Raw genomic sequence first — 13,307 nt, 5'->3', positions numbered from 1 at the left:
CCGCGGCAGCGGCGCCCGGCCGGCCTTCCGGCCCGGTCACCTCCTCACTGATGCCCGGCCAGCATCGGCCCGATCATCCGGATCACGCGGATCGCCGCCGGCGTGAGGATCACGAGCGAGATGCACGGGAAGATGCACAGCACCAGCGGCAGCAGCATCTTGGTCGGCACCTTCGCCGCCAGCTCCTCGGCGCGCACCTGGCGCTTGTGGCGCAGGTCGTCCGAAAACACGCGCAGCGACTCCCCGATGCTGGTGCCGAAGCGGTCCGCCTGGGTCAGCATGGTGGCGAAGGTGCCTATTTCTTCCACGCCGGTGCGCAGCGCCAGGTTGCGCAGCGACTTCTCGCGCGTGCCGCCGGCGCGCATTTCCAGGTTGGTCCAGTGCAGCTCCTGCGCGAGCGCCTGGCTCTTGATCTGGATTTCCTCGGTGACCTTGACCAGCCCGGCATCCAGTCCGAGCCCCGCCTCCACGCACACCAGCATGAGGTCGGCGGCATCGGGAAAGTTCTCGAAGATCTCGCGGCGTCGCGCGCGGATGCGCAGGTACAGCAGCGCGTTGGGCAGGTAACAGCCGGCCAGCGCCGCCAGCGCGAGCCACAGCAGCATCGTCATGCCACCCGCCGAACCCGCCGCGCGCAGCATGAGGAACGCGACGGCCGCGAAGCCCAGCGGCAGCAGCGTCTTCAGGCCGAAGTAGATGAGGTACGCATCCGGGTGTCGGATGCCGGCGTTCAGAAAGCGCACGCGCAGCGGCGACAGGTCGGCATCGCCGGTCGGGGACGACAGCTGCGCGAACGGGCCGACGAGCTTGACGGCCGTCTCGGTCCAGGCCGACTTGCCTGAAGGCAGCGCCACCGCCTGCAGCCGCTGCGCGGTGCGCGTCGGGGAGAACCACACCGCCAGGCCGATGACCGTCAGCGACACGGACAGAAAAACCAGGATGGGGAACAACATGGCCATGACGCTTCTCCTTCAGACGTGAATCTTCACGATCTTGCGCAGCAGCACGATGCCCACCAGCATCAGCACCAGCATGTAGCGCAGCACCGTCTGGCCGATCGGGTCGGTCCACAGCGGCGCCATGAAATCGGGATTGAAGACGTTCATGAGCGCCGCCAGGGCGAACGGCATGAGGCCCAGGATCCAGGCCGACAGCCGCCCTTCGGACGACAGCACCCGCACCCGCGCGAGCAGCTTGAAGCGCGCGCGGATGAGCCGGCTCAGGTTGCCCAGCACCTCGGTCAGGTTGCCGCCCGAATCGCGCTGGATCAGCACCGACACCACGAAGTAGCGCAGGTCGGTGAGCGGCACTCGCTCGCTGAGGTTGGTCAGCGCCTGCTGCAGCGAGACGCCGAAATTCACTTCGTCGGCCACCAGGCGGAACTCGGTGGCGATCGGGTCGGGCATTTCCTCGCCGATCATCTGCACGCCGCTGGCAAAGGAATGGCCCGCGCGCAGCGCGCGCGTCACGAGGTCCAGCGCGTCCGGCAGCTGCTTCTCCAGACGCTCCAGCCGGCGGCTGCGCTGAAGCTGCAGGTACAGCACGGGAAGCACCGCCGCCACGGCCCCGGCCAGCAGCGCCAGCCACACGGGCTGGTGCGCCAGCCACACGGCGAAGAACGCGAACACGCCGAGCGCACCGCAGGCCAGCAGAAAGCTGGACACCGTCCACTCCAGCCCCGCCTGCAGGATGAAGCGGTCCAGCCGGTGCGCCCGAGGCAGCGCCAGCAACTGGCGCTGCATCCACGGCACGTCGCTGAGCATGCGTGCCTTGGCGAGATGGGCCTGCGGCGTGCGGTCGACCGCGGCGGACATCGCCTGCAGCCGTTTCTCGATCTTGCGTGCGTCGGGCCCCTTGTAGGACCGCCACAGCAGGTAGAGCCCCTCGATCATGAGCAGCGCGGTCACGAAGACCAGCACCGTGACCGTGATCAGCGTGTCACCACCCAGGTTGTCGAACATGGCGCGCTCCTATTCGTAGTGCTTCTCGGGATCGAAGATGCTGTCGGGCAGGTCCACGCCGTACGCGTGCAGCCGCTCCATGAACTTCGGCCGCACGCCGGTCGCGTGGAAATGACCGCGCACCTGGCCGTCGGGGCCCATGCCCGTCTGGTGGAAGGTGAAGATCTCCTGCATGGTGACGATCTCGCCCTCCATGCCGGTGATCTCCTGGATGCTGGTGACCTTGCGCCGCCCGTCGATCAGCCGCAGCACCTGGACCACCACCGTGATCGCCGAGGCGATCTGCTGGCGCACGGTGCGGTGGGGCAGGTTCAGGTTGGCCATGCCGATCATGTTTTCCAGCCGGGCCAGCGCATCGCGCGGCGAGTTGGCGTGGATGGTGGTGAGCGAGCCTTCGTGGCCGGTGTTCATGGCCTGCAGCATGTCGACCGCCTCGGCGCCGCGCACCTCGCCGATCACGATGCGGTCGGGCCGCATGCGCAGCGCATTGCGCACCAGCGCACGCTGCGTGATCTCGCCCTTGCCTTCGATGTTCGTCGGCCGCGTCTCCATGCGCGCAACGTGCGGCTGCTGCAGCTGGAGCTCGGCCGCGTCCTCGATGGTGATGATGCGCTCGGACTCCGGAATGAAGCCCGAGAGAATGTTCAGCAGCGTGGTCTTCCCTGCCCCGGTGCCGCCCGAGATCAGCATGTTGACCTTGGCCTGGGCCAGGCCCTCGAGCATCTGCGCCATCGGCGGCGTGAGCGACTTGAGATCGTTCACGAGGTTGTTCATGCGCAGCGGGATCTTCGCGAAACGGCGGATCGACATCATCGGCCCGTCCAGCGCCACCGGTGCGATGACGGCGTTGACCCGTGAGCCGTCGGGCAGCCGCGCATCGACCATGGGACTGGACTCGTCGATGCGGCGCCCCACCAGCGAGACGATCTTGTCGATGATGCGCAGCAGGTGCTTCTCGTCGGTGAAGCTCACGTTGGTCAGCTCCAGCCGGCCGCGCCGCTCCACGTAGATGCTGGTGGGCGAGTTGACTAGGATGTCCGACACAGTCGGGTCGGCCATCAGCAGCTCGATGGGGCCGAAGCCCAGCATCTCGTGCTGGATGTCGCGGATCAGCGTGCGCCGCTCGATGTCGTTGAGCGCCTCGGGCTCTTCCTGCAGCAGCCGCCCGACCATGGTCGAGATTTCCTGCCGCAGGGCGTCGGGCTGGAGGGTTTCGAGCGCCGCCAGGTCGAAGCGGTCCAGCAGCTTCAGGTGCATGCGCTCCTTCAGCAGCTTGTAGGTGTCAGAGGCGAAAGGCGACGTGGTGAGCTCGAGGACCGGCCCTGCCGGCCCCGCCGGCCGCGCGCCCGCATCGCTGTCGATCGCATTGAGTTGGTCCCTGAATGACATGTTGGCACCTCCGCCTGGGTATTGATGGGAATCCGCCCTGTCTCAGGCACGGCGGAACAGCCGCCCCATGAAGCCGGGCGTCGCCTCCGGCCGCGGGCTGAGCGTGTGGGCGATCTCGTCGAGGCGCTTGGCGAGTGCGCTGCCGCGCGACATCTCCGCCAGCGGCACGCCGCGGTTGATGGAGGCGTCGACGTCCTTGCCGCCGTCCGGCACCGTCGTGAACGTCGCGCCGGGCAACGACCGGCGCATGTCCGACAGCCCGATCTCGCCGCCGCCGGTGCTGCGGTTCACCAGCAGCTCGACCTTGCCGGTGGCGTAGCCGAGCGACTTGAACACCTGCATCAGGCGCGTCACGTTGCGGATGTGCGGCAGGCTGGTCTGCATCACGGGAAAGATGCGCTCCGCGCGGTCGAGCACGCGCAGCGTGAGCGTGTCGATGCGCGTGCCGAGGTCGAAGATCACGAAGTCGTACTGCGCGAGCGCCACCTGCAGGATGGCGTCGATGTGCTCAGCCTTGACATCCATCGCGCGCGCCAGGTCCTCGGGCGCGGGCAGGATGCTGTAGCTCGGCGACACGCGCACCACGCTCGCCGCCAGCAGCGAGGCGTCGAGGCGTCCGATGTCGCGCGCCACGTCGGCCATCGTCGCGGTCGGGCGCAGGTCGCTCACATACGACAGCGCATCGCCGAACTGCAGGTTCAGGTCGATCAACAGCACCGAGCGCTCGCGCGACAGCTGGTGCGCGACGTTGGTCGCGAGAAAGGTCGCGCCGCTGCCGCCCTTGCAGGGCATGAACGCCACGACCCGCCCGGGGCTGCGCGCCTGCGAACCGGCCATCTTGATCGCGATGCGATCCACCGCGGCCTCCAGCGCGGCAGTGTCGGCAGGCGACGGCAGCACCTCGCGCACGCCGGCGCGCATCGCGTGGATCAGGAACTCGGGCGTCTGCATCGCGCACAGCAGCACCACCGCCACCGCCGGATGCCGCAGCGTCAGGGCCTCCACCAGAGAGAGTTCCTGCGGGTCGCAGCACATGCCGTCGACCAGCAGCAGGTCGGGTGCGACCTTGTCGACGACCGCCTGCATCCGGCTCTTGCCGCCTTCGAAGAGCGACACGGCATGGCCGCGCGGCTCCAGCACCTTGCGCATGTCCTGCAGGTGGTTCGGATTGGGGGAAACGATGGCGATCTTCATGGTCGTGTCCGGTGTGCTGTCAGGAACAGATGGCCGCGCTGTGCGGGTCTTGCCGCATGACCTCGCGCGGAAGGAAGGTGGAGAACCCCGGCATCGGGATGAGCGGCGCGACGGCCCCCACGATCGGGGAGATCCATTGGTAGTTGAGGCCGGTGATGCTCACGGTGACACCCTGGCAGGTGCTCGCCGTGCAGCCCGAGGGAACCCAGGCCACGCTCACCGTCTGCACCTGCGGCAACAAGGCCCGCATCCTGGCGAGCACCAGGGCCTGCTGCGTGGTGTCGTCGCACACCACGGCATAGCGCGCGCCGGCACGCGTCGCCTCGTTGGCCGCGTTCCAGGTGAACAGCATGCGGGCGAAGTCCACGATGCCCAGCACCAGCATCAGGAAGATCAGAAGACCCAGCGCGAACTCGAGGGTGGTCGCTCCCTTGACTTGGTGTCTCATGATGGCGCCCTCATGGTGGCGGTGATGTTGCTGAAGACGATGTTGCCGCTGGCGTCGGCGAACTGCACGCCGAACACCGACGGAAACAGCGAGTGGAAGGTGTAGCCGCTGATGCGCACCGTGACCGTGTTGATGATCGGGTCCGCCCCCGCCGATTGCCAGGTGCAGCAGGTGTCGGCCGGCACGTTCGCCAGGCTCAGGCCGCGCGCCAATGGCACGCCGGTGTCGGCGGTGTTTCCGAACACGAGCAGGTTGCGCGCCTCGGCGATCTTGGTGCCGGGCGTCTGCACCGAGAGATAGCGCACCGCGTCACGGGCCGACTTGGTGAGCGTGTTGTATTCGTACATGGCGCGCCCGAACTCGGTGGTGATGAAGGTGAGCAGCAGCAGCAGCGGCATGATCAGCGCCAGCTCGATCAGCGCGGCGCCGCGTTGCCGGCGAAAAGAGGTCTTCTTCGTCGTCATGGTGCTCACCTCACAAGGACCGGAACCAGCGGGCCAGCCGAACCACCGGGGAGGCCGCTGGTGGTGCAGGGACTCGACGTCGGCGAAACCACGCCGGCGTTGCCGAGATATTCGAGCTGCGTGTCGCCCATGGGAATCTGCAGCGGCTGGAGCATCAGGAAGCAGAGGTAGTCGATGACGTGGGACGACCCATCGACCACGGGTGCCGTGACGATGCGACGGTCCATGCCGTACTGCCTGTGCCCACCCGCCACGTTGCCGGGCGCCGCGAGCTTCTGGAAGCTGTTGAGAGACAGGCCCGTGCGTGTTTCGCAGCCGTTCAGGCTGGTGCCGGTGTCGTCGCACGAAGCGAAGGCCGCGCGCTTGGTCACGAAGTTCTGCGCACTGGCCGGTGCACCGGGGGGCGGGCTGCCGTCGTAGGCATTGGGCTGCGCGCCGGCAGCACGCGGGGGCCAGTTGGTCGCGGTGTAGGCGTAGCCCGTGTAGTCCGGCCGCCCCGCGCTCGGACTGCCGCTGTTCTTGTAGATGCCGAAACGCTCGTTCCAGACCTCAGCGATCGAGGCCTGCACGCCGGGGGTGCCGATCAGGTCGCCAACCCGGGTCTCACAGTCGCTGCCGCTCAATTCATCCCTGGTTTCACTGGCGCTGTTGGTGCCGTTGAGGTTGGCCCAGCCGATCTGGCCACCGGTCGCGGCGTTCTGGGCCCTGATCAATGTCACCCACTCGCCCCGGACATAGCCGTAGTCGGGTGCGGTACCGCCGGGCTTGGGCTTGACCAGGACCGGGATCGGGCATGTGGTCTGGGCGCTGCCGCGGGTGGCCACGGCATTGGCCGCGACACTGCGTGTGGACGGATTGCCGGCGTAGTCGCCCGAGAATGCGCCCATGGCCTTCATCAGCCAGATCTGGATGTTGGGTTGGGTGTGAGTGCACTGTGCATAACGGGCGCTGGCAGGCGTGGTGGTGACCGCGTAGGACGCGTCGCGGAACGTGATGTCGGCCGCCACGAGCTTGCCTTGCCCGCTCCAGTTGGCCGACTGCAGGTTCACGTTGTTGGCGTTGCCGGCGGTCTGACCGGCGCTGCGCGCCCGGTTGATGGCCGTGCTCTCTCCGTTGAGTTCATTCGCAGCGGCCAGCGCGCAGCTGTCCACCGCCGTCTGCAGCTCGGTGCGAGCGACGAAAAGGCGACCGAAGTCGAGCGCGATGCCCATGAAACCGAGCAGGAACAGCATGAACAGCGCGACCGTGATGATCATCGCGCCGCGCTGGTGGCGAGGGGAACGTCGGGCCTTCATGATCGGTCCTCGAGCTGGACGATGAAAAGGAGGACACCGGGTGCGTCAAGCGCAGCCGTTCCCGCTGAAGCAAGCGACCAACCGCACGCGCAAGCTGTCGATGTCCGCAGCGATCGTGCCAGGTTTCAGCGCGATCACCAGCACGATGGAAATGACAGCGATGATCAAGGCGTACTCGACCACCTGGGCGCCGTCCTCGTCGGTCAGCAATGGCTTGAACATGGTGATGACCCCTTTTCTTAGTGGTGGAAGTTCTCGCGAATGCATCAGGAGCATCGGGAATTGCGGAAGAAAGCAAGCCTCGAGGTAAAGCCCACCTTCTTCCGCCCTCCCAACACACTTCAGACGCAGCCGCCCGTCGTCGAAGTCAGGCAGGTTCCGACACGACCGATGAAGGTCCCGAAGTCGCCATCGTCTGCCGTGAGGGCCTTCAGGGCAACGACCAGTGCGATCGAGACGACCGCGATGATCAGCGCGTACTCGACGACCTGAGCGCCTTCTTCGTCGCGCAGCAAACCGCTTGCGGATTGACCGATGGTCTGGAAAAACTTGTTCATGGCTCTTTCCTTTCAAGGTATGGACTACAGAAAATCAGGTTGAAAAAACAAGGGAGTCGAATGTCATGCGTGTCGTGGCGTTCTCCTTTTCATGTGAAAGTTGGTGCGGAGCGAGTCCGCAAAGTCGCGGTCTTTCATTTGCCCGCGCCGCCGATCTGCCCGCCGATGTTGATGACGTTGGTCACCGGCGGCGGCGTCTTGTAGGACTCCTGGTACTGCACCATCGACTCGCGCGACGCGCGGCCGTCCATGCCGGTGACCGGGTCGCCGTTCTTGCCGGCGTTCGGGTTCAGCGTCATCTTCTTTCTGGCGTCGCGCACGGCCTCGCCGAAGCGCGCGTCGTAGTGGGGTGTGACGCTCGAGCAGCCTGCAGCCAGGAGGCATGCGAGCACGAGGGGGGTCGGTCGGATGAACATGGCAGGGCTCCTCACGGGGTTTCGCTGGCCGGGGCGGCCGGGGCCGGGGTGCTGCTTTCGAGGGCCCCGTTGAGATAGATCTCGGCGCGGCTGGGAAGCACGTGGTTGTCGGTCGGCACCCGCGGCGACTCGGCCAGCGGACGCACCAGGCGCGGCGTGATGACGAACATCAGTTCAGTCTGTTCGTTCTGGAACTCGGTGCTGCGAAACAGAGCCCCCATCACCGGCACTTCGCCCAGGCCCGGATAGCGCTTGACCGCCTCCGTCGCGTTGCTCTTGATGAGCCCGGCGATGACGAAGCTCTGCCCGTCGTTGAGCTGCACCGTGGTGTCGGCGCGCCGCACCGTGAGCGACGGCAGCACGGACGTCACGCCCCCGACCGTGGTGAAGGGCGAGCCGGTCTGCGACAGGTCCGACACCTCCGACACCATCTTGAGGTTGATGCGGTCGCCGTTGAGCACCGTCGGCATGAACTTCACGCCGATGCCGAACTCTTTTTCTTCCAGCGTGATGGTGCTCCCGTTGGCGCCGCTGCCGGTTTGCGCCACCGGAATGAAAATCTTGCCGCCCGACAGGAAGCTGGCCTGCTGGCCGCTGATGGCCATGATGTTGGGCTCGGCAAGAACGCGCACCAGGCCGTCGTCCTTCTGGCCGTCGATGGTCACCACGCCGCGGCCGATGCGCAGCGCCTCGACCAGGCCCCCGCCTCCGCTCAGGAAATTGGAGATCAGCGAGTAGTTGTGCAGGCCGCCGCCGCTCGTGCGCGAGTAGCCCACCCGCGCTCCCAGCCGGTCGAGCAGCGTCTTGCTCACCTCGGCGATCTTCACCTCGAGCATCACCTGCTGGGGCGTCCCCACGCGCAGCAGGTTCACCACCTTCTTGCCATCGGCGCCGTAGGCCGCGGCCAGGTTCATCACGTCGTCCAGCTTCAGCGCGTCGCTGATCTCGCCGGTGAGCACGATGGAGCGCTCGGCGCTGCGCACGCGGATGCGGCGCTCTTCGGGCATCAGCTCGGCCAGCTTGGCCTGCAGCGCCCCGGGATCGATGGTGACGATCACGTCCTTGATGTAGCAGGTGCCGTCGGCGCTTTGCAGCACCACGTTCATCGAGCCGGCCTGGCGGCCTCGGAAGAACAGGTCGGTCGGGCTCAGCAGCGTGACCTCGATGTCACCGACGCCATCGCTGCGGGGCTGGGGGGGCGCCGCCATGGCCGCAGCACTCTGCGCCGGCGCCGCCGGCGCGGCCGCCTGGTTCTGGGGCTGGCCGCTGACCACGATGCGCACCACGCGCGCCTTCAACGGAATGACCACCGACTTGCCGAGCACGGCATAGGTCGGGTCGGAGTCCGGAATGATGGCGGTGCAGCGCCGGCTGGCCGGGGCCGCGGGTGCTGCCGCAACCGTTGCAGCAGCTGCAGCAGGCGCAGGCATGGCGGCGGCCGTGGTGGGGGCGGCTGCCACGACCTCCGCGGCCATGGCGGGGGTCGCCACTGTCGCAAGGGTCGCCAGCAGACGGGCGATGGTTGTTGTGAGTGGGCGCACTTGGTGTTCCTCCTGACGGACGATCAGAAACAGGTGAGCGAGCGGCTGGCGTGCTGGATCACTTCCACGCACTCGGAGGCTCGCGGCGTGGCGGGACCTGCCTGCCGCACCCGCGGGCGGGCCGGGGCCGCCGCGGTGGAAACCGGCACGATGTCCTTCTTCTCGCCGAACAGCTGCCCCTTGGTGATGCCCAGGGTGGCGACCGTGGTCTTGTCCATCTGGTTGCGCAGCACGAGCGACAGGGTGCCCACGCTGCGTGCCAGGTCGAGCTTCTCGGAGTCTTCGAGCGAGAGTTCGAGCGTCACCGCGCTCACGACCTTCGGCTTGGTGTCGTCGCGGTTGGCCTCCTGAGCCACGGCCAGCACCAGCACCTGCTCGAGCACGGTCTTGCTGATCTGCAGCGCGTCTTCGCCTCGCCCTTTCTCCTGCTGGGCATTGACCATCACGTCGACGTAGTTGCCCGGCAGCGCGAAGCCCGCCACGCCGACGACGTCGTTGACGCGCACCGTCATGGCCCGCTTGCCGCTGGCGATCACCGCCGACAGCCCGCCCTGCGTGCCCACCGGCGCCAGCTTGCCCTCCATGAGCGCCTCGCCACGCAGCACGCCGATCTTCACCACGCGGTCGTTCAGCGCCTTGATGTCGCTGAAGGAGCCGTGCGGCACCGAGCCGCTGGGCCAGTCGACCGTGGACAGCATCTGCGCATTGACGCGGCTGCCCAGGTCGATGTCGACGGCGGCCACCACGACCTTGTTGGACGCAATGCCGCTTTGCCGGGAGATCCAGCCGGTCGCGTAGACCGCGGCCGCCAGCCCGAACAGCAGGGCCAGAAAGATCAGCCCGATCGCCTTGATGTTCTTCATACGAACCTCCGCCAGGGGTGAAACATGTAGGAGCTAGACAAAGCCCAGCTGGTGCGCCAGCACTTGGACCACCGTGCCCGCCGCAATGCACAGGCCGTAGGGCAACTTGCCCACGGACTGGCCCGCCTGCAGGCGCCCGTCGGGCCGCACGCCCGCGATGCTGGAAATGAACATGCCCTGCGCCGCGGCCTTGACGTTGCCGAGCATGTGGACCAGGCGGCGGCGATGGATCGCGAAGGCCAGCGCCGCGACGCCGCCCGCAATGAAAGTGAAGAGCAAGGCCATCAACGTCTGTTGGGGCCCCAGGAAGGCCCCGGTCATGGCCATCAGCTTGACGTCGCCCGCGCCCATGATCCCCAGCGCATAGAACGGCAGCATCGCAACGAAGCCCACGCCCAGGCCACCGAATGCACTCAGCGCGCCCGACGTCGGCGTGCGTGCCGCCATCGTTCCGTAGAGGAGGGCGAAGCACGCGCCGCCCAAAGTCAGCCAGTTGGGTATGCGATAGAAGCGCCAGTCGCTCACAGCCGCCACGCCGAGCAGCGCGAGGAGCGCCAGCATGCGGATGTCGGTCGCCAGCATCGCGAGCAGTTCGAGAACAGCGTTGAATTCCTGCATGGCGGGCTCCCCGTGTTCAGGCACTGCGCCGCAGGGCGAGCACCAGCAAAATGGCCACGACCATCACCAGCGCACCGATCAGCGCGAACTCCATGAACGACATGCCGGCGTCTTCGCGCAGCAGGCTCAGGGCGGTTCTCGGCAGAACTTCGAGCGGTTCCATGCGGTTTCCCCGGTGATCGTGGCCGGCCGAAACCGCTGGCCTTCCCGGCGTGGGAAGAAGCGTTCGGCATGGGGATGACTGTAGGAATCGCGCCGCCTTCGCACATGAGCGGAGCGCCCTTTTCTGGGGGAGTCAGGTGTCCCGCGACGGCACGGGGGCAGGCATGACAAAACGCCTACCCGGCGGGGCAGGCGAAAGCGCAGGCGCGCTTCAGATCACCTGCGCGTCGCGCAGTGCCGCGAGCTGCGCCTCGTCCAGGCCCAGCCCGCCATACACCTCGGCGTTGTGCTGCCCCGTGCGCGGCCCTGTGGCGGCCGGGCGCACGCCTTCGCGCCCCACGAAGCGCGGCACAGCCGCCGGTGCGGGCACGGAGCCGAACTGTTCGTCGGGCACGTCGATGAAGGCGCCGCGTGCCTGCATGTGCGGATCGGCCCGCAGGTCGGCGATCGAATACACCTTGCTGTAGGGCACGTCTTCGCGGTCCAGCCGCACGGCCAGCTCCGCGAACGGCAGGCCGGCGCACCAGTCGGCCAGGATGCGGTCCAGCGCCTCGAGGTGGAGGATGCGCGCGGCGTTGTCGGCAAAGCGGGCGTCGGTGAGCAGGTCGTCGCGGTCGATCGCGCGGCAGATGCGCGCAAAGATCGGCCCGCCCGTGCCCACCAGCGTGAACCACACGCCGTCGAGCGCGCGGAACACGTTGGACGGCGCGGTGTAGGTGGCGCGCGAGCCGGTGCGCTCGCGCACCACGCCGCCGATGCGGTGCTCGGCCGCCAGCGGATCGAGCAGGCGCGACATCGCTTCGGTGGCCGACAGGTCGATCTCGGCGCCCCGCTGCCGATCGCGCGGCAACGCATTGCGTTCCGCCAGCGCGGTGCTGATGGCAAAGGCACCGAAGAGGCCCGCCACCACGTCGCCCAACGGATAGTTCATGTGCTGCGGCGGGCCGCCGGTCTCCCCGGTCAGGTGCGTGAACCCGCTCATCGCTTCGAAGATGCGGGCAAAGCCCGGTCGTCGCGCATACGGGCCGGTCTGGCCGAAGCCCGTGAGGCGCAGCACGATGAGGCGCGGGTTGGCCGCGTGCAGCGTGGCGATGTCCAGGCCCCACGCATCCAGCGTGCCGGTGCGGAAGTTTTCCACCAGCACGTCGAAGCCGGCGATGAGCCGCAGGAACAGCGCGCGGCCCTCGGGCTTGCGCACGTCCAGCGAGATGCCCTTCTTGCCGCGGTTCGCGGTCTTCCAGAACAGCGGATGGCCCTCGTGCACCGGCGTGAGCCCGCGCAGCGGATCGCCGCCGCCCGGCAGCTCGAGCTTGACGACGTCGGCGCCCATGTCGCCGCACAGCGTGGCCGAGAACGGCGCGGCGAGCACGGTCGCCATGTCGAGAATGCGCACCCCGTGCAGGGGCGCGTGGTCGGTGGGCTGGCCCATCAGTTGCCCTTCAGGTCGACGCGCTTGAGCACCGGGTCCCACAGCTTTCGGTCGGCGGCAATGCGCTGGCCGTAGGCGGGCAGCGACGGGTCGAGCGCGGCCGCGCCCAGCTTGGCCAGCTTGTCCTTCACTGCGGGTAAGGCCTTGGCCAGCGCTGCGCGCAGCGGGCGCATGACGGCATCGGACGTGCCCTTGGGCGCGACGATGCCGACCCACAGGCCGCTGTCGAAGCCCTGCAGGCCCAGCTCGGCGAAGGTGGGCACGTCGGGCGCCGAGGGCGAGCGCATGCGCCCGGTCTGCGCCAGGATGCGGATCTGCCCGCTGCTCATGTAGGGCAGCGTGCCGCCGAGGTTGTTGCACATCACCGGGATGTGGCCGGCGATCAGGTCGTTCACCGCCGGCGCGTTCCCCTTGTAGGGCACGTGCTGCATCTTGATGCCGGCCTGGTGGTTGATCATTTCGCACACCAGGTGCGACGGCGTGCTGGGGCCCGCGGAGCCGAAGGCGAGCTGGCCCGGCTTGGCCTTGTCGGCGGCAATGAGCTCGGGCAGCTTCTGGTACGGCGTCTTGGCGTTGACCGCGATCACGTTCGGCAGGTCGGCCACCAGGCCCACGGGCACGAAGTCGTCCACCGGGTTCCAGGTGAGGCCCTTGTGCACGTAGGGCAGGAAGATGTTGGTCAGGCCCGCCATGAGCAGCGTGTAGCCGTCGGGCGCGGACTTCGCCACGAGTTCGGAGCCGATGAGGCTGCCGGCGCCGGGCTTGTTCTCCACGATGACCGGCTGGCCCAGCGCATGGCCCAGCGCCAGCGCCACCTCGCGCGCCACCAGGTCGGTGCTGCCGCCGGCGGGGAAAGGAACGACCAGCTTCACGGGGCGGTCGGGGAAGGCTGCCAGGGCCAGCGAGCCGGCCAGGCCGAATGCAAGGCCCGCGGTCAGGTGCGAAAGTTTCTTGGTCAAGGACTTCATCG

Annotated in this window: 16 protein-coding genes; all 16 read right to left on the bottom strand. The window is 67.8% G+C overall.

Annotated features, from left to right (window positions below; translation table 11 throughout):
- Window positions 1–44: 44 nt before the first annotated feature.
- A complete protein-coding gene (locus tag ACAM52_RS07340) occupies window positions 45–953 on the bottom strand; it encodes a type II secretion system F family protein (protein ID WP_369647706.1) in 909 nt (302 codons plus the stop codon).
- 18 nt (window positions 954–971) lie between these two features.
- Window positions 972–1,961, bottom strand: coding sequence for a type II secretion system F family protein (locus tag ACAM52_RS07335; protein WP_369646581.1), 990 nt, complete (start codon window positions 1,959–1,961; stop codon window positions 972–974).
- Window positions 1,962–1,970: 9 nt separating this feature from the next.
- Window positions 1,971–3,350 (bottom strand): CpaF family protein, encoded by a 1,380-nt coding sequence (locus ACAM52_RS07330; RefSeq protein ID WP_369646580.1) that lies wholly within the window; start codon window positions 3,348–3,350, stop codon window positions 1,971–1,973.
- A gap of 42 nt (window positions 3,351–3,392) precedes the next feature.
- Window positions 3,393–4,544: a CpaE family protein gene (locus ACAM52_RS07325; RefSeq protein ID WP_369646579.1), complete on the bottom strand. Its 1,152-nt coding sequence runs from the start codon at window positions 4,542–4,544 to the stop codon at window positions 3,393–3,395.
- Between the two features lie 19 nt (window positions 4,545–4,563).
- A complete protein-coding gene (locus tag ACAM52_RS07320) occupies window positions 4,564–4,992 on the bottom strand; it encodes a TadE/TadG family type IV pilus assembly protein (protein ID WP_369646578.1) in 429 nt (142 codons plus the stop codon).
- Window positions 4,989–5,456, bottom strand: coding sequence for a TadE/TadG family type IV pilus assembly protein (locus tag ACAM52_RS07315; RefSeq protein WP_369646577.1), 468 nt, complete (start codon window positions 5,454–5,456; stop codon window positions 4,989–4,991). The genes ACAM52_RS07320 and ACAM52_RS07315 overlap by 4 nt, the downstream gene beginning before the upstream one ends.
- A gap of 5 nt (window positions 5,457–5,461) precedes the next feature.
- A complete protein-coding gene (locus ACAM52_RS07310) occupies window positions 5,462–6,751 on the bottom strand; it encodes a pilus assembly protein TadG-related protein (RefSeq protein WP_369646576.1) in 1,290 nt (429 codons plus the stop codon).
- Between the two features lie 45 nt (window positions 6,752–6,796).
- The gene (locus tag ACAM52_RS07305) at window positions 6,797–6,973 is read right to left on the bottom strand and encodes a Flp family type IVb pilin (RefSeq protein WP_369647705.1); all 177 of its coding nucleotides are present in this window, start codon (window positions 6,971–6,973) and stop codon (window positions 6,797–6,799) included.
- A 119-nt stretch (window positions 6,974–7,092) separates the two neighbouring features.
- The gene (locus ACAM52_RS07300; protein ID WP_369646575.1) at window positions 7,093–7,308 is read right to left on the bottom strand and encodes a Flp family type IVb pilin; all 216 of its coding nucleotides are present in this window, start codon (window positions 7,306–7,308) and stop codon (window positions 7,093–7,095) included.
- 134 nt (window positions 7,309–7,442) lie between these two features.
- Window positions 7,443–7,724: a hypothetical protein gene (locus ACAM52_RS07295; RefSeq protein WP_369646574.1), complete on the bottom strand. Its 282-nt coding sequence runs from the start codon at window positions 7,722–7,724 to the stop codon at window positions 7,443–7,445.
- Window positions 7,725–7,735: 11 nt separating this feature from the next.
- Window positions 7,736–9,265 (bottom strand): type II and III secretion system protein family protein, encoded by a 1,530-nt coding sequence (locus ACAM52_RS07290; RefSeq protein WP_369646573.1) that lies wholly within the window; start codon window positions 9,263–9,265, stop codon window positions 7,736–7,738.
- Window positions 9,266–9,288: 23 nt separating this feature from the next.
- Window positions 9,289–10,128 (bottom strand): Flp pilus assembly protein CpaB, encoded by an 840-nt coding sequence (cpaB, locus tag ACAM52_RS07285; protein WP_369646572.1) that lies wholly within the window; start codon window positions 10,126–10,128, stop codon window positions 9,289–9,291.
- Window positions 10,129–10,161: 33 nt separating this feature from the next.
- A complete protein-coding gene (locus ACAM52_RS07280; RefSeq protein WP_369646571.1) occupies window positions 10,162–10,746 on the bottom strand; it encodes a prepilin peptidase in 585 nt (194 codons plus the stop codon).
- Window positions 10,747–10,762: 16 nt separating this feature from the next.
- Window positions 10,763–10,909 (bottom strand): hypothetical protein, encoded by a 147-nt coding sequence (locus ACAM52_RS07275; RefSeq protein WP_174250211.1) that lies wholly within the window; start codon window positions 10,907–10,909, stop codon window positions 10,763–10,765.
- Window positions 10,910–11,119: 210 nt separating this feature from the next.
- On the bottom strand, window positions 11,120–12,337 hold the full coding sequence (locus ACAM52_RS07270) for a CaiB/BaiF CoA transferase family protein (RefSeq protein WP_369646570.1): 1,218 nt from the start codon (window positions 12,335–12,337) through the stop codon (window positions 11,120–11,122).
- Window positions 12,337–13,305 carry a Bug family tripartite tricarboxylate transporter substrate binding protein gene (locus ACAM52_RS07265; protein ID WP_369646569.1) on the bottom strand — a complete coding sequence of 323 codons (969 nt, stop codon included), beginning with the start codon at window positions 13,303–13,305 and terminating at the stop codon, window positions 12,337–12,339. Before ACAM52_RS07265 ends, ACAM52_RS07270 begins: the two co-directional genes overlap by 1 nt.
- Window positions 13,306–13,307: the final 2 nt, after the last annotated feature.

The organism is Variovorax sp. V118, assembly GCF_041154445.1.
GTDB classification, from domain to species: Bacteria; Pseudomonadota; Gammaproteobacteria; order Burkholderiales; family Burkholderiaceae_C; genus Variovorax; species Variovorax boronicumulans.
This window is presented reverse-complemented; position numbering and strand designations above follow the sequence as displayed.

Coding starts and splice junctions, on each gene's coding strand:
- ACAM52_RS07340 (WP_369647706.1), bottom strand. CDS start 953: ATGTTGTTCCCCATCCTGGTTTTTCTGTCCGTGTCGCTGACGGTCATC.
- ACAM52_RS07335 (WP_369646581.1), bottom strand. CDS start 1,961: ATGTTCGACAACCTGGGTGGTGACACGCTGATCACGGTCACGGTGCTG.
- ACAM52_RS07330 (WP_369646580.1), bottom strand. CDS start 3,350: ATGTCATTCAGGGACCAACTCAATGCGATCGACAGCGATGCGGGCGCG.
- ACAM52_RS07325 (WP_369646579.1), bottom strand. CDS start 4,544: ATGAAGATCGCCATCGTTTCCCCCAATCCGAACCACCTGCAGGACATG.
- ACAM52_RS07320 (WP_369646578.1), bottom strand. CDS start 4,992: ATGAGACACCAAGTCAAGGGAGCGACCACCCTCGAGTTCGCGCTGGGT.
- ACAM52_RS07315 (WP_369646577.1), bottom strand. CDS start 5,456: ATGACGACGAAGAAGACCTCTTTTCGCCGGCAACGCGGCGCCGCGCTG.
- ACAM52_RS07310 (WP_369646576.1), bottom strand. CDS start 6,751: ATGAAGGCCCGACGTTCCCCTCGCCACCAGCGCGGCGCGATGATCATC.
- ACAM52_RS07305 (WP_369647705.1), bottom strand. CDS start 6,973: ATGTTCAAGCCATTGCTGACCGACGAGGACGGCGCCCAGGTGGTCGAG.
- ACAM52_RS07300 (WP_369646575.1), bottom strand. CDS start 7,308: ATGAACAAGTTTTTCCAGACCATCGGTCAATCCGCAAGCGGTTTGCTG.
- ACAM52_RS07295 (WP_369646574.1), bottom strand. CDS start 7,724: ATGTTCATCCGACCGACCCCCCTCGTGCTCGCATGCCTCCTGGCTGCA.
- cpaB (WP_369646572.1), bottom strand. CDS start 10,128: ATGAAGAACATCAAGGCGATCGGGCTGATCTTTCTGGCCCTGCTGTTC.
- ACAM52_RS07280 (WP_369646571.1), bottom strand. CDS start 10,746: ATGCAGGAATTCAACGCTGTTCTCGAACTGCTCGCGATGCTGGCGACC.
- ACAM52_RS07275 (WP_174250211.1), bottom strand. CDS start 10,909: ATGGAACCGCTCGAAGTTCTGCCGAGAACCGCCCTGAGCCTGCTGCGC.
- ACAM52_RS07270 (WP_369646570.1), bottom strand. CDS start 12,337: ATGGGCCAGCCCACCGACCACGCGCCCCTGCACGGGGTGCGCATTCTC.
- ACAM52_RS07265 (WP_369646569.1), bottom strand. CDS start 13,305: ATGAAGTCCTTGACCAAGAAACTTTCGCACCTGACCGCGGGCCTTGCA.